This is a genomic window from Vibrio brasiliensis LMG 20546 (genome assembly GCF_000189255.1).
In the GTDB taxonomy this organism is placed as follows: domain Bacteria; phylum Pseudomonadota; class Gammaproteobacteria; order Enterobacterales; family Vibrionaceae; genus Vibrio; species Vibrio brasiliensis.
This window is the reverse complement of the sequence record NZ_AEVS01000018.1, coordinates 1-18786: the sequence shown is the minus strand read 5'-3', so window position 1 is coordinate 18786 and position 18786 is coordinate 1. Positions and strand designations below refer to the sequence as shown.

At 45.1% G+C, this 18786-nt stretch carries 20 protein-coding genes; 8 read left to right on the top strand and 12 right to left on the bottom strand.

The window, feature by feature from the left end:
• The first annotated feature begins 5 nt into the window (after positions 1 to 5).
• Positions 6 to 1022, top strand: a complete 1017-nt coding sequence (galE, locus tag RH46_RS03740) for a UDP-glucose 4-epimerase GalE (protein WP_006878070.1) — start codon at positions 6 to 8, stop codon at positions 1020 to 1022.
• Positions 1023 to 1104: 82 nt separating this feature from the next.
• Here the strand turns inward: galE and RH46_RS21715 are convergent, their stop codons facing one another.
• From RH46_RS21715 to napF, 6 genes are all read right to left on the bottom strand, one after another.
• The gene (locus RH46_RS21715; RefSeq protein ID WP_006878069.1) at positions 1105 to 1242 is read right to left on the bottom strand and encodes a TIGR02808 family protein; all 138 of its coding nucleotides are present in this window, start codon (positions 1240 to 1242) and stop codon (positions 1105 to 1107) included.
• A gap of 12 nt (positions 1243 to 1254) precedes the next feature.
• Positions 1255 to 1833, bottom strand: coding sequence for a NapC/NirT family cytochrome c (locus tag RH46_RS03735; protein ID WP_006878068.1), 579 nt, complete (start codon positions 1831 to 1833; stop codon positions 1255 to 1257).
• A 29-nt stretch (positions 1834 to 1862) separates the two neighbouring features.
• On the bottom strand, positions 1863 to 2318 hold the full coding sequence (locus RH46_RS03730) for a nitrate reductase cytochrome c-type subunit (RefSeq protein ID WP_006878067.1): 456 nt from the start codon (positions 2316 to 2318) through the stop codon (positions 1863 to 1865).
• Positions 2319 to 2384: 66 nt separating this feature from the next.
• Positions 2385 to 4874 (bottom strand): periplasmic nitrate reductase subunit alpha, encoded by a 2490-nt coding sequence (gene napA, locus RH46_RS03725; protein WP_006878066.1) that lies wholly within the window; start codon positions 4872 to 4874, stop codon positions 2385 to 2387.
• Complete coding sequence (locus RH46_RS03720; RefSeq protein ID WP_006878065.1) at positions 4871 to 5182, bottom strand: chaperone NapD; 312 nt, start codon at positions 5180 to 5182, stop codon at positions 4871 to 4873. The genes napA and RH46_RS03720 overlap by 4 nt, the downstream gene beginning before the upstream one ends.
• Positions 5183 to 5196: 14 nt before the next feature.
• A complete protein-coding gene (gene napF / locus RH46_RS03715) occupies positions 5197 to 5679 on the bottom strand; it encodes a ferredoxin-type protein NapF (protein ID WP_006878064.1) in 483 nt (160 codons plus the stop codon).
• Between the two features lie 245 nt (positions 5680 to 5924).
• Between napF and narQ the strand changes: the two genes are divergently transcribed.
• Positions 5925 to 7658 (top strand): nitrate/nitrite two-component system sensor histidine kinase NarQ, encoded by a 1734-nt coding sequence (narQ, locus tag RH46_RS03710; protein WP_040895090.1) that lies wholly within the window; start codon positions 5925 to 5927, stop codon positions 7656 to 7658.
• On the top strand, positions 7645 to 8277 hold the full coding sequence (locus RH46_RS03705) for a response regulator (RefSeq protein ID WP_006878062.1): 633 nt from the start codon (positions 7645 to 7647) through the stop codon (positions 8275 to 8277). The genes narQ and RH46_RS03705 overlap by 14 nt, the downstream gene beginning before the upstream one ends.
• 58 nt (positions 8278 to 8335) lie before the next feature.
• Here RH46_RS03705 and dcuC read toward each other — a convergent pair whose 3' ends face one another.
• The 4 genes from dcuC to RH46_RS03685 form a co-directional block, all read right to left on the bottom strand.
• Entirely contained in the window at positions 8336 to 9703 is a 1368-nt protein-coding gene (dcuC, locus tag RH46_RS03700; protein ID WP_006878061.1) for an anaerobic C4-dicarboxylate transporter DcuC, read from the bottom strand.
• Positions 9704 to 9956: 253 nt separating this feature from the next.
• Complete coding sequence (locus RH46_RS03695; protein ID WP_006878060.1) at positions 9957 to 10802, bottom strand: EAL domain-containing protein; 846 nt, start codon at positions 10800 to 10802, stop codon at positions 9957 to 9959.
• Positions 10803 to 11060: 258 nt separating this feature from the next.
• Complete coding sequence (locus tag RH46_RS03690) at positions 11061 to 11849, bottom strand: lipase family protein (protein WP_006878059.1); 789 nt, start codon at positions 11847 to 11849, stop codon at positions 11061 to 11063.
• A gap of 75 nt (positions 11850 to 11924) precedes the next feature.
• The gene (locus RH46_RS03685) at positions 11925 to 12560 is read right to left on the bottom strand and encodes a hypothetical protein (RefSeq protein WP_006878058.1); all 636 of its coding nucleotides are present in this window, start codon (positions 12558 to 12560) and stop codon (positions 11925 to 11927) included.
• A gap of 103 nt (positions 12561 to 12663) precedes the next feature.
• Here RH46_RS03685 and RH46_RS03680 point away from each other — a divergent pair, with 103 nt between their 5' ends.
• From RH46_RS03680 to RH46_RS03670, 3 genes are all read left to right on the top strand, one after another.
• Positions 12664 to 12912 carry a DUF2164 domain-containing protein gene (locus RH46_RS03680; protein ID WP_006878057.1) on the top strand — a complete coding sequence of 83 codons (249 nt, stop codon included), beginning with the start codon at positions 12664 to 12666 and terminating at the stop codon, positions 12910 to 12912.
• A 152-nt stretch (positions 12913 to 13064) separates the two neighbouring features.
• On the top strand, positions 13065 to 13604 hold the full coding sequence (locus tag RH46_RS03675) for a cytochrome b (RefSeq protein ID WP_006878056.1): 540 nt from the start codon (positions 13065 to 13067) through the stop codon (positions 13602 to 13604).
• Positions 13601 to 14170, top strand: a complete 570-nt coding sequence (locus tag RH46_RS03670) for a YceI family protein (RefSeq protein WP_006878055.1) — start codon at positions 13601 to 13603, stop codon at positions 14168 to 14170. Before RH46_RS03675 ends, RH46_RS03670 begins: the two co-directional genes overlap by 4 nt.
• Before the next feature lie 110 nt (positions 14171 to 14280).
• On the opposite strand, the gene focA is transcribed toward RH46_RS03670, so the two are convergent.
• The gene (gene focA / locus RH46_RS03665) at positions 14281 to 15726 is read right to left on the bottom strand and encodes a formate transporter FocA (RefSeq protein WP_006878054.1); all 1446 of its coding nucleotides are present in this window, start codon (positions 15724 to 15726) and stop codon (positions 14281 to 14283) included.
• A 254-nt stretch (positions 15727 to 15980) separates the two neighbouring features.
• On the opposite strand from focA, the gene RH46_RS03660 reads away from it, so the two are divergent.
• Entirely contained in the window at positions 15981 to 16886 is a 906-nt protein-coding gene (locus RH46_RS03660) for a LysR substrate-binding domain-containing protein (protein WP_006878053.1), read from the top strand.
• A 182-nt stretch (positions 16887 to 17068) separates the two neighbouring features.
• Positions 17069 to 17554, top strand: coding sequence for a DUF1097 domain-containing protein (locus RH46_RS03655; protein WP_006878052.1), 486 nt, complete (start codon positions 17069 to 17071; stop codon positions 17552 to 17554).
• Between the two features lie 109 nt (positions 17555 to 17663).
• On the opposite strand, the gene RH46_RS03650 is transcribed toward RH46_RS03655, so the two are convergent.
• On the bottom strand, positions 17664 to 18786 hold a 1123-nt coding region (locus RH46_RS03650; RefSeq protein WP_006878051.1), incomplete at its 5' end, for an ATP-dependent nuclease.

Sequence of the window (18786 nt, the reverse complement as noted above, 5' to 3'; positions counted from 1 at the left end):
GTGTTATGAATATTTTAGTTACTGGTGGCATGGGCTACATTGGCAGTCATACCTGTATACAAATGATTGAGGCGGGAATGACGCCGGTTATTTTCGACAACCTGTACAACAGCAAAGCGTCAGTGTTGGATAGAATCGAAGGGGTAACGGGGGTAAGACCTAAGTTTATCGAGGGCGACATTCGTAACAAGAGCCTATTAATCGATGTGCTAAAGAGCCAGAATATTCAAGCAGTTATTCATTTTGCTGGTTTGAAAGCGGTCGGTGAGTCAGTGGCTAAACCGTTGGAATATTATGATAACAACGTAAACGGTACCTTAGTTCTGGTAGACGCGATGCGTGAAGCTGATGTTAAGACGCTGGTCTTTTCATCTTCTGCTACCGTTTACGGTGATCCTGCCAGTGTGCCAATTACTGAAGACTTCCCAACCAGTGCGACCAACCCTTACGGTCGCAGTAAGCTCATGGTTGAAGAGTGTCTGACGGATTTCCAGAAAGCCAACCCAGACTGGAGCATCACACTGCTGCGTTACTTTAACCCGGTTGGTTCGCACCCATCTGGCGACCTTGGTGAAGATCCTCAGGGCATTCCTAATAACCTGATGCCGTTTGTTTCTCAGGTTGCTGTCGGTCGACGTGAGTTCCTGTCTGTATTTGGTGATGACTACCCAACTAAAGATGGGACAGGAGTCCGAGACTACATCCACGTCATGGATTTATCGGACGGCCATATTGCTGCATTACAGAAAGTTGGCGATAAGTCTGGCCTTCACATCTATAACCTTGGTACAGGTAATGGATACAGCGTATTAGAAATGGTTAAAGCGTTTGAGCAAGCGTCTGGTATGCGTGTTCCATATCAGATTGTTGAGCGTCGTCCAGGCGATATTGCCGAATGTTGGGCAGACCCAGCTAAAGCGAGAAAAGAGCTGGAGTGGCAGGCAACGCGAACATTGAATGAAATGACGAGCGACACCTGGCGCTGGCAGTCAAATAACCCTCAGGGTTACCCTGAAGTCTAAAGTTAAAAAAACCACCGCAAATGCGGTGGTTTTTTTACGCTTGATACAAAATAGGCAAAAATTGTTTAAGCGTAATAGGGGGTTAATCCAGTTCTTTATCTTTACCTAACGACAGTATCCATAAAGAAACTGCAGCGACGACCGCAAAGCCAGATAAGATGATAAACGGCATGGCACCATAACCGAGGATGTGCCAGATAACGGATTCTAAAGTACTCATTGTCTGTGCTCCTTATTGCCAGCCTTCTACGCCATGCATGTCTGGAAGTTTGTGTGCGATACCTTTGTGGCAATCTACACACGTTTTCTCACCAGATGCCAGGGCAGTAGAGTGTTGTTTCGCACTACGCGAGCCTTGCTCTGAGAAGTCCATGTACTCGAACTCGTGACAGTTACGACACTCAAGTGAGTCATTCTTCTTCAGACGAGCCCACTCTCGTTCAGCGAGGTGAGCACGACGCTGTTGAAACTTCTCAGGAGTATCGATCGTCTTAGTAACAAAGTGAGCGAACAACTCTTTTGAAGCCTGAACTTTACGAACGATCTTATCAGTCCATTCGTGAGGTACGTGACAGTCAGAACAGATAGCACGAACACCTGAACGGTTAGAGTAGTGAATCGTCTCCTGAATCTCTGCAACGATAGGAGCGTGACAGCCAGAACAGAACTCTTCTGTATTGGTTGCCTCCATCCCGGTGTTAAATGCGCCCCAGAATAGAAGACCACCAGCAAAACCCATGAATAACACTACGCCTACCGCAGCTTTACTCGGGGTTGCCAATCGCTTCCAAAACGCTTTCAATAATTTCATAGATAGCCTCTTATTTACTCACGTGCTGCTTATTTAAGCGCATCTACACTCTTAAATTCATTTTCAACAAGCGGTTTTGCGTTTGCCTGAGGAACATGACACTGAAGACAGAAGTAACGACGAGGAGATACGTCAGCCAGAACTGCATCTTCACGGTTTACATAGTGAGTTACGCTGATCTTAGTCGCGCCCATCTCTTTGGCGTTTTTCCAGCTGTGACAAGCCAGACACTTATTCGCGTTCAGAGACACTTCGTAGCTACGGATGTTGTGTGGAATCAATGGTGGTTGGTAAACGAAGCTGCTATCCAATACCTGCTCACGAGGATACTTCTTAAAGTCATCAGCAGGACGTGTTGCTTCAAGCTCACTCACACCACGTAGTGACTCTAAACCGCCAATACCGCCAGGATTTTCAAGCTCAGCTACAGCCGCACCACTCATTAAAGCACCAACAGATAACAGTGCAATTAGGAATTTTTTCATTATTAATTCTCCGCCAATCGGCTAAATTCTTGTCCCTGACTGCTGTGGCAGTCAGGGCATGCAAACTTACGCAATCTTAGTGATCTTCACAGGACACTTTTTGAAGTCCGTCTGTTTTGACAGAGGATCAGTTGCGTCCAGAATCAATTTGTTGATCAGAATGCGTGCATCGAAGAATGGTACGAAGACCAGACCTTCTGGTGGACGGTTACGGCCACGTGTCTCAACACGAACGCGTACTTCGCCACGTTTGTTTGCAATCAGAACTTCTTCACCACGACGAACGCCGCGCGCTTTAGCATCAGCAGGGTGCATGTAACACACAGCATCCGGTACTGCTTTGTATAGTTCAGGTACACGGCGGGTCATAGTACCTGTGTGCCAGTGTTCAAGAACACGGCCTGTACATAGCCACATGTCGAACTCTGAGTCCGGTGACTCTGGTGGCGCTTCATATGGAGCAGAAATGATAAGTGCTTTTCCGTCAGGCTTACCGTAGAAATCCCAGCCAGAACCAGCTTTGGCATATGGATCTGAGCCTTCTTTGTAACGCCATAGCGTTTCTTTGCCATCGACTACTGGCCAACGTAGACCACGAACTTGATGGTAAACGTCATATGGCGCTAAATCGTGACCGTGGCCGCGACCAAATTCTGCGTATTCTTCGAACAGACCTTTCTGTACGTAGTAACCGAAGTGATGTGCATCGTCGTTGAGTTCACGAGCTTCTTCAATAGGGAACTTGTTGATAACACCATTAGCAAACAGCATGTCGTACATAGTTTTGCCACGGTATTGTGGTGCTTTTGCAAGTTGTTCTTCAGTCCAAACTTCTTCCATCTTGAAGCGTTTAGAGAACTCCATTACCTGCCATAAGTCAGATTTTGCTTCACCAACAGTATCAACTTGTTGGTACCAAGCTTGAGTACGACGTTCTGCGTTACCGTAAGCGCCTTCTTTCTCAATCCACATTGCCGTAGGAAGAACCAGGTCAGCGGCTTGTGCCGTTGCTGTTGGGTATGGGTCAGAACATACAATGAAGTTTTCTGGGTTGCGGTAACCCGGTAGACGCTCACCGTTAATGTTTGGACCAGCTTGCATGTTGTTGTTACACATTACCCAGTAAGCGTTCAGCTTACCGTCGCGAAGCATGCGATCTTGAAGAACGGCGTGGTAACCTGGTTTTGGTGGAATAACACCATCAGGGATGTTCCAGATGCCTTCTGCAATCTTACGGTGTTTAGGGTTAGCGACAACCATGTCTGCTGGTAGACGGTGAGCGAATGTACCAACCTCACGAGCAGTACCACACGCTGATGGCTGACCAGTTAACGAGAACGGGCTGTTACCAGGAGTAGCAATTTTACCTGTCAGTAGGTGGATGTTGTAAATCAGACTGTTCATCCAAACACCACGAGTATGTTGGTTCATACCCATAGTCCAGAGTGACATTACTTTAGTGTCAGGATCTGCATACTGCTTAGCAAGTTCAATCAGTTGCTCTTTAGACACGCCTGACATCTCAGACGCTTTTTCTACCGTGTATGGGGCAACGGATTTTTTGTACTCTTCAAACGAGATAGAAGACATTTTGCCTGAGTTCGGATTAGCAGCCGCTTTTTGTAGCGGATCGTCATCACGAAGACCGTAACCGATATCAGTTGCAGTCTGTTTGAAGTTAGTGTGCTTGTTAACGAAGTCCCAGTTTACCGCATCGTTTTCAATGATGTAATTTGCGATAAAGTTCGCAATCGCAAGGTCTGACTGAGGTTCAAAAATGTAACCTTTGTCCGCAAGCTCAAAAGAACGGTGATAGTAAGTAGACAGTACGTTTACTTTAACATGTGGGTGGCTTAGACGACGGTCAGTAATACGAGTCCAAAGTACTGGGTGCATTTCTGCCATGTTTGAACCCCAAAGTACGAATGAATCCGCAGCTTCAAAGTCATCATAACAACCCATAGGTTCATCGATACCGAAGGTACGCATAAATGCACCTACCGCAGACGCCATACAGTGACGAGCATTCGGGTCGATGTTGTTAGAGCGGAAGCCTGCTTTCATCATCTTAGCAGCAGCGTAACCTTCCATTACAGTCCACTGACCTGAACCGAACATACCTACACCAGAAGGGCCTTGCTTCTTAAGTGCTTCTTTCCATTTCTCAGCCATAGTGTCGAACGCTACGTCCCAAGAAACTGGAGTAAATTCACCTTCTTTGTCGTATTGACCATTCTTCATGCGAAGCAGAGGTTGAGTCAGACGGTCCTGACCGTACATGATCTTAGACAGGAAGTAACCTTTGATACAGTTAAGACCTTTGTTAACTGGTGCTTCAGGGTCACCCTGAGTTGCCACGACTTTGCCGTTTTGTGTACCAACAAGAACAGAACAACCAGTACCGCAGAAACGACAAGGCGCTTTGTCCCAGGTAATTTTTGTTTGGTCTGAGCTAGCGATCAGGTTAGTAGCAGACGCTGGTAGAGTGATACCTGCGACAGCTGCTGCTGATGCTGCTGCGTTTGCTTTCACAAACGCTCGTCTTGTCATCTTCATACTTCACCCTCAGTTTGGGAATGTTGAGTTCCAGTGTTGTTATTGTTTGCATCGTCGTCGAGATCTGTTTCGATTTGGTGATAAACCAAAGCAGTACTCAGGACATTTGATAGATTGTTTATTGCTTCAATGGTATCGGTGATAAAGCCTTGGTTTTCTGTTTCCAAAACCACGACGATTTTCCCTTCAGGGCTATCACCATAAATCTCTGCGTTTTCGTATTGCTCGATTTGATCCTTGACCTCATTAAGGTGCTGAGGATCGCAATGGACGACTAAGCTAGAAATATGCACTTCGTTAAGTGACATAGATTGATTCCGTATTAAACTAAATTGCTCACATTGATTGATGAGGTAGGGCAGACTGCTACGCAGGCACCACAGCCACTACACTCATCAAGCTCTATTTCTGGTTGCGCGACTTTGCCGATTTCTAGTTTGAATTTAATTGCCATGGTTTCGCACATATCGCCACAGCTTCGGCATTCGACATTATTGAAGGCTAAACAACTGTCATTGATTAGCGCTTTTGCATTCCAAGGTTGTTCTGATTTAGGTAGAAACAGTGATTCAGGGCATACTTCAGCGCATTGATAGCAAAAGGTGCACTCGTCGATAGAGAAATCTACCGTAGGGAAACCGCCGTCACCTTTGACAATAATGCTGGTTTCACACTTTTCTGCACATTTGCCACAGCGAGTACATAGATCGGTAAAAACAGTAGCTTTATCCAGCCAAGGCAGGCGGATTGATGTATCATCGATTTTGTTACGAGAAAAAAAGCTACGCTTTGCTAGGTCTACCACTGAAATCCCTAATATCACAATTAATCTGAACTAAGCATAGTTCACAATTGCCATTAATAAATTGTCATTTAAGTTCATACAAATTGTAGTTTTTGACATATTTGTATAAATACCCCTAAGGGGTTAATTAGTTGGGGTTCTTGTTTTAGATCAATAAATTCCGAAGGCTTTGATCACATATTGTGCTCGTCGGGCGAGGCAAGCAGTAAATATCGAAGGCGTTAGCCTGAATTAGTGGTGAATCAGTGTTAAAAAGTGTGAAAAACTCCGTTACCAGAACCATAGCGAAGGCAATGGGTTTAATCCTTGCTTTATCTGTTGCCACAACCAGCTTTGCTATCATCACTTTGGCGTCCAGTCTTAACGATGCCGAAGCGGTCAACGTAGCCGGTTCTATGCGTATGCAGAGCTACCGTTTAGCCCATGATATTCAGTCAGAATCGGTCGACTACAACGCACATATCACTATGTTCGAGCGCTCAATTTATGCGCCGTCAATGAAGGCTCTGCAAGGCTGGACTGTCCCTGAAGATATTACCCATGATTACTATCGGTTAATCGTACGCTGGCATGACCTTAAGCAGGTGTTAAAGAGTCAGGATAGAGAGCGTTACCTGATTCTGGTTGCCGGTTTTGTTAATCAAATTGATGCTTTTGTATTCAAACTACAGAACTTTTCTGAACAGAAGCTTATTAAACTCGCCTGGGTCGGTGGACTCGGTTTAGGCGGGATCCTAATCGTCGGTATTTTTGTCGTGCATTACATCAGACGACAGATCGTACGACCTCTTAATGCATTGGTTTATGCCAGTGAACAGATCCAGTCTCGCTCGTTTGACGTTGAACTGAATGTGTCGAGTGAGAATGAGATGGGCATACTCACTCGCACGTTTAACAATATGGCCGCTGAATTGGGCAAGCTATACCGTGGACTAGAAAAAGCGGTAAATGAAAAAACTCACAAGCTGCAACATGCCAATAACTCTCTGAAAGTTCTGTATAAATCCTCTCAAGAGCTGACGGCGTCGCGTATCGGCCAGGATAACTTTGAAGCGATTCTCGCCCACATTGTCAGTTTAGAAGGCATTGCTGCCGTCAAACTAGAGATTACCGCGCAAGGAGAACGCCCACTGATCCTGACTGTGGGAGAGGAGTGCAAGGGTTGCGAATCTGACTGTCAGAGTAAGGCGCTTTCTCTCGATGGCATCGAGTTGGGAACGCTCTATTGGAAGGTCGCACTGCCATGCCCGGATCAGGCACTTATCGATAACTTCGTGCAAATACTTTCGCGCGCGGTTTACTACAATCAGGCACAGCGTCAGGCAGAACAACTGCTATTAATGGAAGAGCGGGCAACGATCGCGCGCGAGCTGCACGATTCATTAGCTCAATCGCTATCGTATCTGAAAATACAGGTCTCATTGCTTAAGCGCGGTATCTCTAAGATTCCTGACAGTAAGCAGCTGGAAAAGACAACGCCAATTTTAGCAGAGCTGGATACTGGCCTCTCAGCGGCTTATACCCAGTTGCGTGAGCTGTTGACTACGTTCCGCCTGACGATTAAAGAGGGCAGTTTTGGTAACGCGCTCAGTGAAATGACAGCGCAACTTGCTGAGCAGACAGACGCGGAAATTATCTTAACCAATGAATTATCTTCAATCGAACTTGATGCTAATCAGCAAGTTCACTTATTACAGTTGATTAGAGAAGCAACCATAAATGCAATAAAGCACGCAAATGCACAACGTATTTGTATCCAATGTCATGAAACCGATACTCACGTAGTAGTTTCGGTCAGTGATGATGGTGTAGGCTTTGATCAATCGGTAGAGAAACTCAACCATTATGGTTTGAGCATCATGCAAGAGCGCGCTTCGCGTTTAAATGGCAAACTGTTAGTCAATAGTCGTTCAAACCAAGGTTGTGAAGTACTATTAGAGTATCCAAAGATTAAGGAAGCAAACATTGACCGAATGTAGAGTATTACTGGTGGATGATCATCCACTAATGAGACGAGGTATCCAACAGCTACTCAGCTTCGAAGAAGATTTTGAGGTCGTTGCAGAAGCGAGCAATGGTGCTGATGCTGTAGCGAAAAATCACGAATACAAACCTGATCTTGTATTGCTTGATCTCAACATGAAGGGCATGTCTGGCCTCGATACCCTAGGCGCGCTTCGTGCTGATGGATGTGATGCTGCCATTGTGATTCTTACGGTCTCTGACAGTCCGGCGGATATAGAAGCCATTGTGAAAGCAGGGGCAGACGGCTACCTACTTAAAGATACTGAGCCTGATGAATTAGTCGAACTATTACGCGTTTCATTACAGGGTAACAAAGCGTATAGCCGCGAAGTCGCTAAGTACTTAGAAGATCGTGAAAACAGTACCGATATTTTTGATGAGCTCACCGATCGAGAGCTGCAAATCCTAAAAGAAGTTGCTAAAGGCTTCCGTAACAAACAGATTGCCGACACTCTGTTTATTTCAGAGTCTACCGTCAAGGTACACATGAAAAGCTTGCTTAAGAAGTTACAAGTGCCTTCTCGTACTGCAGCGACGGTGCTTTACCTTGAAAGATATGGCGATACTAAGTAATCAGAATAAAAACAAAAAAGGGCGCACAGAGCGCCCTTTTTACTATCTGAATCGCGGCTTATGCGCTCATTGGTACCAGCACTAGTGTACCTAAAATCACGGTAGCCAGACCACACAGTACAGGCACTGAAGTTCGTTTTACTACTTCAAACGGACTGATTTTCGCCATACCAGAGGTAGCAACGATTACACCAGAAACTGGTGAAACTGTACGACCCAAGTTTGAAGCCTGCAGCATAGGAATAATCAAGAATGCTGGGTTAAGACCCATTTTAGCGGCTAAAGAAGGAGCAAGTTCTACGAACGCATAGAAAGGAGCGTTACCCGAACCTGTTGCGATAGCGGCTGCAACGGTTAGACCTGTCAGGATAAACATTAGTGCAATACCGCCTGCGCCAGCTGTTTCAGCCAGATGTAGTAAGTTGTCGATAGCGCCAACTGACATCAGACCCTGCGCAAATACGCCAGCTGCGACTAACAGCATTACCACGCCTTTAAACGCATCGGCCATGCCTTGGTAACATGATTCAAGATCTTCTAGCGTCTTTTTACCGTCAAAGCGCTTAACAATATAGTCGACAACGGCACCGATAAAGATCGAAAGAACGACGATAGTGTAGATATCCAGTTTCAGACCCGGAATGGTACGGCCGTTAAACAGGAAAACACCGATAATTGGTAAGAATGGCAGAACAGCATAGAAAGCTGGGGCATTCACTTCGATCTCTGAAACGTCAACGCGCTCCATAGGTGAATTCTGTTTCTTATCAAGGTATTTGTTCCAGAAGAAAGCGGCAACCGCCATTACGATGATTGCGCAAATTGATACCGGAAGAACGGTTTGCACCGCAAATACGTCGAGATCCAGGCCTGATTTTTCGGCAGCAATTACTACGTCACCTGAAGTAGGAGAAAGAATGATCGCAGCAGGAGAAGCACACACAGCAACAGCTGCTGGGCGAGAGATACCCATAGCCGTCATCATTGGGAATAGCGTTGCCATTAACAGTACGCCCAGACCGGTCGCAGAACTCACTGCCAAAGACATGAGACACGCAACGATGTAGGCAGCAACAAGCAATACATAAGGTGACTTAATGACGGATAAAGGCTTAGAAAATTGTTTTACTACAACATTGTTAGCGCCAATATGAGTCATGTAAGCAGCGAAACCACACAACAACATGATCTGCATACCCAAACCGCCACCGCGGTACTGAAGCATGTACTTAACGTACTCAAGAGCATCGGTAACCATATTGCCCGTTGACGCCACCTTAGCGGGCAGAACCGTGTGTCCGATGAGGCCAGTAACAATTAGTAGAAAAACACCGGCAGTAAGTAGTACACCCGCTGGTTTATAACCTTTAACAATGAAATAGCCGACCGTGATTGTCACGACTAGGCCAATCAAGAGCTCCAGCATAGAAATCTCCTCAAGATATGAAAAATATAAAGAAACTGTTTCAAACTATGTCAAAGAATGTACAGAATTCTATCTTGTGGCACGAGAGCAATCTGCCTTTCTGATGATCTGGAGCAATAATTTAATAATACTTTTGTCGTCAGTGATATATCGTGTATATCTGCCGTTCTAAAGATGTTAAATTTGTGATGATGTATTGATGTGGCATATGCCAAATGGGGTAAATGCAATGATAGAAGCAATAATTGAACGGTTAGTGTTTAGAATTGGTGTAAACGATGCTTGGGTCACCTAAAGCCTCAAAATCATTGGTTTGATGCTGAAAAACGACCTCTAATGGCTTAGGCATAGCAAGAAAATAGCCCTGGAACATATCGATATCTAAGTTACGCATCGTATCAAGTTGATCTTGCGTTTCAATACCCTCTACGACGGTTTTAGCACCAAGCCTGCGAGCCAGTTCGACACTCGACAACAAAGGGGATCTATCTTGACTCATATAACTGAGCATAAGAGAACGATCTATCTTAATGATATCTGGATTAAGCTGTTCCACGCGCTGCTGGGTAGAGGCATTGACCCCATAATCGTCAACAGCAATCTGAAACTGGTTCTCGGCCAGCTTATCCATTGAGCGTCTTAATCCGTCCTCACATGACGCTTCAAGCTCTATTACTTCCATGACGATTTGAGAGTTGTCTAGTCTGAGTGCTTTCAGTCGTTGGCTGAGCAGGCTCGAATCGATGCTTTCTAATGCCAAATATTCTCCCGCCGATGGCAGAACATTCAGGAACAGCTGTAGGTGGCGATACTTAGAGCGAGCAAAGTTACGAATGTGTATGACTCGGCTCAGGCGTTCAACATTGATTTTATCGTCGAAATTGGTGCAATCGGAATGAAAAAAATGGTCTGGGCGTACCGTACCTTCGCTCATGTGTTGAATGCGTACCAGAGCTTCAACACCGATGATTTGATCATTACGATCGAAAATAGGCTGAAAAACGCTGGTAAGTTCGAGGTCTTTATAAGTAGCAACGTATTGCAAATTTTCATTGATAGAAAGGCAATCCACAAATTGCTGCTTAGTGGAGAGAATCATACCTACAACAGACCTCGATAGACGTTAAATTATTCAGAACGGGATAGTGCAAACTTGTGCCATAATATTGACATGGCTGTAAATCTGTCAATCAAACTTTGCACTCGCGCAATGAAACTTGAAGGCATGTCCAACTATTGAACCAATTAACCTATTGTAAATAGGGATATTTATTGATTTGTTTAGTGCGACAGAGCGTTGAGTGAGCAGTTAGTGTTGAAAAGATAATTAACCAGACTTAACTACTCGCAGGAGAAATCAACGTTCATCAAAAAAGTCTTTATTGCGAATGTACTTTGACATTAGGTGGTAAGAAAAGGGGCGCATTACCCAGGATATGGCTGATAACACCAGGCGATGTGAGGTTGGGGTGTTTTCGTGAATTTTACCGTTGTACAACCATAGTAGCTTGCCAGTATGGCGATAGATAATAGGAATCGGGGGCAAAAACGTGACGATATCGAGATCGCAGCAGATTCGATACGTTTTATGAGACAATAGATAGTGGCGAATAAATGAAGCTCCACCAATCGCCGGCTGTCCGAATGACACCACACGCTTGACGCAATGAGGGTTGCTACGTTCAAGACAATCGGCCAATACACAAGCAATAGCGCCACCTGAAGAGTGCCCGGTAAAAGTGACCCGCTTTCCCTTTTGAATCAGAGGTTGCAGAGTGAGGTTTACTTTATCTATGACCGAGGTACCAAGATGATCGCTATTCTTGCTTGGACGGCTTTCTTGGTAGAGTAAGTAGTGGTAGCCAGCATGGATAGAATAGGGAAAGTGCGAGCTTTTGCTATGGCGCTGCCATAAGGCCAAATTCAGCAACCAGTCATAAGGGTGATGAGACCCTTTGATCACGACAATCACTTCGTCAGACTCATCATTCCACAACACTCTAATCATAGGTTGACCAAAGCGATTATGAATGACGCGTTGTCCTCTGGGAGAAAAGCCAAACTGTGTTTGCCTGATCGCTGGCTGATAAGCCAGATTACATAAGATGGCGTATCGCTCATACTGATAGCGTTTAAGGGCCTTCACTTCTACCTCTTTATCACCACATAGTGGAATTAGTATTGTAGAAGAAAGTGACTTTACGATGACAGAATTAGCGGGCTAGCTGAGTTGGATAACCGAATAGAGTTGAATGTATTTGCGTACCAACTGTTTGTCTGTTGCACGTTTTAATGGGTGAGTGAACTTAACAAAGTAGGGGCTTAGGCGGAAATGCTGCTCAAGAGATTGGGCGAGCAGAGATTCACTTTCATAAAGGGTAATTCCCTGAACGCGGTACTCATCGATTTCGTCTGGCAATTGCCCTGTCCACCAGTGCATTAACTCACGGCTTTGCTTACTGCGAGTAATCCAGTGATCGGTTAATAGCAGCAACAAATCGTTTGGTTGGACAGCATAACCATACTCTTCCTGCCACTGAGCGATAGTCTTAAACAGCTTTTTACGGCATGAAGGGCCCGCACTAACTAAGTGCGAAGTGAGGATCCAAACCGTTCCAATTTCCGAGCTTACACGGTAGTGATGCGGCAGCTCTGTGTTATTTGCGCTATCAAGAGGCTTATAGTCATAATCATGACCGAACTCATTCAAAGTTCTAGAAAGTCTTCTGGCAAAGGCAATGCCTAAGTGATGCTCGTTCATTCCTTTATTGTGAATCGTTGGGTAATGCTTTTCGCACAACGCCATGCAGTCCGCCTGAAATTCATTGACGCTCTGTACTAACACATCCAATAACAAGATCTATCTCTCCATAATGAGCACTAAGCGTAAGTAGACTAACACGCTGGGATAAAGTTTCGTTACACTTAATCGGTTAAAACTTGAAGAGCTTTAAGGGTTTATGTCTAAGATTGAATTTACATCACAACAAAAACAGGCGATGTCACAGCTACTGCAGGACTATTTAGCAGACGAACTTGATATCGAAATTGGTCAGTTTGATAGCGAATTTCTGCTTGAGTTCATCACTACCAAATTCGGCAGCGCTTTTTACAACAAGGGCTTGGCTGATGCTCAAGGGATTATGGAAAGGAAAATGCTTGATATCGCCGATGAGATATATGAAGCGGAGCAGATCAGTGACTTTTAGTGGGGGAGATTAGTTCCTTCAAAAATTTTGAACGACTTAATCAAAGCCAGCGGATGTCGCGAAAGTAAAGAATAGTAAATAATCTGTTGCAAGAAAGAAGTGATATGTAGTCTAGGCACTACAAAAGTAAAGCTAAAGTATAGGGCTGTAAAATGAAGTCGGACGTAAAAAATTACAATCCACTAACAAGAGCGATTCACTGGCTATCAGCAATAGTGGTTATTGCCATGTTTGGTGTTGGTTTATGGATGGTTGATTTGTCGTATTACAGTGAGTGGTATAGAACAGCACCACACTGGCACAAATCGATTGGTTTGCTTCTGGCAGGGTTAACGCTATTCAGAATTGTCTGGAAGATAGTTACACCGTCACCTAGTGTGGAAGGGCATCGACTAGAGATTGTTGGTGCTAAGCTGGCTCATTTAGCAATGTATGCGTTACTTTTTGTACTGTTTGCTTCTGGCTACCTCATTTCTACCGAAGATGGTCGCGGGATTGATGTTTTCAACTGGTTTACCGTGCCAAGTATGGGCGCGCTTTTTGAAAACCAAGCTGACATCTCTGGTCAGGTACATTTTTATGCTGCCTGGGTTCTGATTATTCTTGCTGCTGTTCACGCAATTGCAGCATTCAAACACCACTTTATTAATAAAGACAATACGCTACGTAAGATGATAGGAGCTTCAAAATGAAAAAGACGTTATTTGCTACTGGACTAGCGATGGTAATGGCATTACCACTTGGTGCAAACGCAGCGGATTACATGATTGACACAAAAGGTGCACACGCATCTGTAAACTTTAAAGTTAGCCACCTTGGTTACAGTTTTATTAAAGGTCGTTTTAACCAGTTTGATGGCGAATTCTCTTACGACCCTGCAAACGTAGCTGCATCAAAAGTAACAGTAAACGTAGACACAACCAGCCTTGATTCTAACCATGCTGAGCGTGACAAACATATCCGCAGCGGTGACTTTATTGATGCATCAAAATACTCTACAGCAACATTCACGAGTACAAGTGTTGTTGACAAAGGTGACGGCAAACTGGCTGTGACTGGTGATCTGAACCTACACGGCGTTACTAAGCCAATCACTATCGATGCTGAGTTCATCGGTGCTGGTCAAGACCCATGGGGTGGTGAGCGTGCTGGTTTCTACGGTACAACACGTCTTGAGCTTGCTGATTTCGATATCGCTGTGATGGGTACATCAAGCTATGTTGATATGGAACTGCATGTAGAAGGCATTAAGAAGTAATCATAATGACTTTATAACAAAATAGCCCCCAACAGATGTTGGGGGCTTTTTTTGGTCAAGCGACTTATTTCCTAACCAAAATTCTAGCCAAAGCGTTGTTATTGTATTGTTTACGCTGTTTCGAGCTCACCTTGTTCTACAAGCGTTACGCGTTCGCCATAGATAGGGCGAAGGGCAGCGAGTACTGCATCTCGTGTTACCACACCGACTAATTTGCCATTTTCGAGAACAGGCAGTACATGTGGTTGGTGAACCTTCATTGATTTAGCGCGTTCTTCCAACGAGAGTGTTGTAAAGCGTGTCGCCATTCCCATGCTGGTGGTTGGGTAGAGCTGTTCTTTGTCGATGCACAGGAACTCAGCGATATCGACCAACTTATCTTTGCTGTCGATAGCAACCACTTCACGTGACATCAAATCGACCACCTTCTGATTAGCGTTAGGAATGTAGTCCTGACACCACAGGTCAACCATCACATCGTGGGCAGAGAAGAAGCCAACTAAACGACCGTCGATATCGCAAACCGGAGCACTAGCGAGATGGTTGTCTAAAAGAGTGTCGATCGCTGTTGGAGTAGGCATGTCAGCACGTAAAACTACCGGTGTGCTATTCATGATATCTAGAGCCGTTAGATTGTTGTTCATAGTTAGTTCCTTAACCGTATTTAACTGAGTTGTTGTAATTGGAGAGACATTGGCTGCTCTGAGTTGTGGTCTGCGATAAATTCCCCAGTTCGCAAGACCTACAAGTACCGATCCACCGACAATGTTTCCTAGCGTGACCGGGATAAGGTTGGCCAAAACAAATTGCTGAATATTCAGATCTGCATATTGAGAGGCCGATACACCTACTTGTTGCCAGAAGCTGTCAGGTGCGAAGTTTTGAATGACGATACCTAATGGCACCATGAACATGTTTGCCACGCAGTGTTCAAAGCCACTAGATACAAACATGGCGACAGGCATAATTGTCATGACTGCTTTAGTCATGGCATTAGCACTGCTGAATGTCAGCCAGATTGCCAGACAAACCAATAGGTTACACAGCACACCTAAAGCGAATGCCTGAACTGGCGTATGGTGCAATTTGTGTTGGGCGATATTGAGGGCATTAAGACCCCATTGACCATGATCCATCTGATACAGACCTGCTGCACTAACGATCACCAACAAAAACATCGCGCCGATAAAGTTACCGACATAAACCTTACCCCAGATAGACAGCATCTTAGTGAAGCTGATCTGTTTGTTAGCCCAGGAAATGCTCGACAACACTGAGCTGGTAAACAGTTCTCCACCGCAGATAACGATGAGGATCAATCCCATACTGAATGCCAGTCCACCTGCGAGTCGACTTAAACCCCAGCCACTGTCACCACTACCTGTTGTGACTGTTATATAAAATAAGAAAGCGAGTCCGATGAACGCGCCAGCCATAATTGCCAGGCTTAGCGTCATACCGCTGCTTTTCTTCGCTTTGCTTAAAGCAAACTTTTCAGCTTCCGCCATCATTTCGATGGGAGAGAAGTACTGATTATTGACCTGAGTTGATGACATAAACGCTCCTGAACGTGTATTGCATAAATCTCCTCCTATGTGTTTGCAGCCTGTAACGCTTGACTGCCCAGTCAGATTAGGCTGGCGGCGAGTAGAGGTAAAATTGATAATTTTTAAAATCCTTATCAAAAATATTGATATGCGTTGGCAGGCGGGTAAAATGAAACGGTTTGCGTATATGTCGGTTTAACCTGACAGTTTGAACGTAGTAAAAGGTGTTAGAAACACCATCAATAGCAAAGGATTGGAGCGCTATGCGATATTCACTAAAACAGCTTGCAGTATTTGATGCCGTTGCCGATACCGGCAGTGTCAGTTTAGCTGCTGATAAACTCGCATTAACTCAATCTGCGACAAGCATGTCATTGGCTCAGTTGGAAAAAATGCTCGGACGACCACTGTTTGAACGTCAGGGAAAACAGATGGCGCTGACCCATTGGGGAATGTGGCTGAGACCAAAGGCGAAGCGCTTGTTGCAGGATGCCCAACAGATTGAAATGGGCTTCTATGAACAGCATTTGCTCAGTGGCCACGTTAAGCTCGGTGCCAGTCAAACACCGGCAGAGCATCTGGTACCCGACCTTATCAGTATTATTGATAACTCTTTTCCAGAGATGCGAATCTCATTAAAGGTCAAAAGTACCGACAGCGTCATTCAGGGCGTACTCGACTATAAATACGATCTGGGTATCATCGAAGGGCGTTGTGATGACAACCGCCTTCTACAAGAAGTTTGGTGTCGAGACCATTTGACTGTGGTTGCGGCGGCACATCATCCATTTGCCCGGCATGAGACGGTGAGCCTAGCCCAGTTGGAACAAGCTCGCTGGGTTCTCAGGGAACACGGCAGTGGAACGCGAATGATCTTCGATAGCTCAATTCACCATATGATTGAAGATCTTGATGTATGGCGTGAGTATGAACACGTGCCGGTATTGCGCAGTATGGTAGAGCATGGGCAATACCTGACTTGTCTGCCTTATTTAGATGTTGAGCGATTCATTGAAAGCGGTCAGCTTGTTGCGCTTAACGTTCCGGAACTGAATATGGAACGGACGCTATCCTTTGTTTGGCGCGCAGATATGATCGAAAACCCGCTTGTTGAGTGCATCAAGCGAGAAGGTGCACGAATGATGAAAGGAAAACCATCGGTTTTCTAAATGAATACTGCGTAAAGGTATTAACGAAATCTGTTGAAATATCGATTACCTCACAAGTTTCATGATCGTCTATGTGTTTGTTGCTTTAATAATGTGATCTGTGATGTGTAGTTGTGTGATGAAATTGCCTAGTATGCCTACTTGAACTTTTGATGTGTGATTCACACACTGAGCGAGGCGTAATGAGCACTCTAGTCGCAATTTCACTAACTACAGGTATCTTATCCGGACTTTGGGGCTGGGTAGCCATCTCTTTAGGCTTACTCTCCTGGGCTGGCTTCTTAGGTTGTACCAGCTACTTTGCATCGCCAAACGATGGTCTCAAAGGGTTATCAGTAAGTTTGATAACTAATATGAGTGGCGTTTTCTGGGCAATGGTGATCATCCATGCGTCTCAGTTTGCTTCGCTGGAAATCCTTGGTTATGTGATTACGGCCTTAGTCGCATTCTTTATGTGCGTTCAGGCTAAACAAGCTTGGTTAGGATACATTCCTGGAACCTTCATTGGTTCTTGCGCGACTTTTGCCGCAGATGGTAACTGGCAGCTTGTGATCCCTTCGCTGATTTTAGGTGGCATTTTTGGCTACTTAATGAAAGCGAGCGGCATGTGGCTTCATCAAAGGTCAACCCAATCTCAGGCTAATACACGTTTACAGACGCGCTCTTAGCCTAAGATGCAAATCCTGACAGTAGTACCGATGCTGCGCAGGACACCCCCGATTGATTAGTATCAGCTGATTTTTTGATACGCGGCATCTAGTAATAGATGCCGCTTTTTTATGTATTGCCGTTCGCCATGGTCACAACACGTTTTAGCGTCCAACGTAATAGAATCGGGATACAGTCATTGCCTTGAGTTTCACAGTGAGAAACAATTGCCAAAGCGAGATCGGGCTTCGCATACTTCTTAAGCACACGTGTGACGACTTTCTTCGCTGGGATCGGATGTTCTAGAGGGATTTTAAGCATGTTCTTAAAAAACGGTTCAAAGCCATTGTTGTATAAGTAGTGCTCGATATCCCGATCGGGTAGTTCAGTTAACCTGTGACGTTGCTGGTCATTGTCTAATTGAGCCTTAACCGCCGCCGCATACTTTTTACCTGCGGCATCGCCATCAGTCACAACGTGCCAATCTATGCCAAATGCCTTGGCAACTTTGATCAGTGACTTTAGTCCGGACTGAGCAAATTCGATGATTTGCACACCCTCAGCGGCCAGATTGTAACCGCACTGATTGGCAAGCTCATTAAATAGCCATACCTCAGTTTCACCTTCTACCAAAAGCCAACATCGGGCGAACAGGGCTCCTGAACGATGGAAACGAATGTGAAAACCAATCCGCCGAAGCTCGTCGCGGCCAAAACTCTGTTCTGACAGGTAGGTGGTAATGGTGCGATCTGACTGTCGTACGAGGCGTCTGATGCTAGACAAAGGAACCTGTCCGAGTAAATCGCCGCTGTTGGTTGTTAGAATTTTCTGCATTGGCAGTAACTGCAATAAACCCCAAGCGCGAGCAAGGTGGGTAGGGTGCAATCGACCTTCAGGATCTTCAACGATTAATAGCGGACGGGCGCAGCGCCTCAGAGTAGTCGGTCCTTTCGCTTGCAGGTAGGCATTAAGTAGTCCCATAAACAGTAACCGTGTCTGCTTATCTTTGGTCTCTTCGACAACCTGAGAAATACTTTTGGTTCCTGGCGGTGCATTAAAGAATATGCCGTCACGCTTTTTACGCAGGTTTTTGCGTGAATTGGATTTAAATGAAAAGTAGTGATCGACCAACGCGCCCATCGAATTGAGGCTACTACGCATTTCACCTTTATTAACATGACCGGGGATTGCCATGAGTCGACGACAAGTATTATCGATACGCTTTTCAACACGCGCGTTGACATCGTTAGTG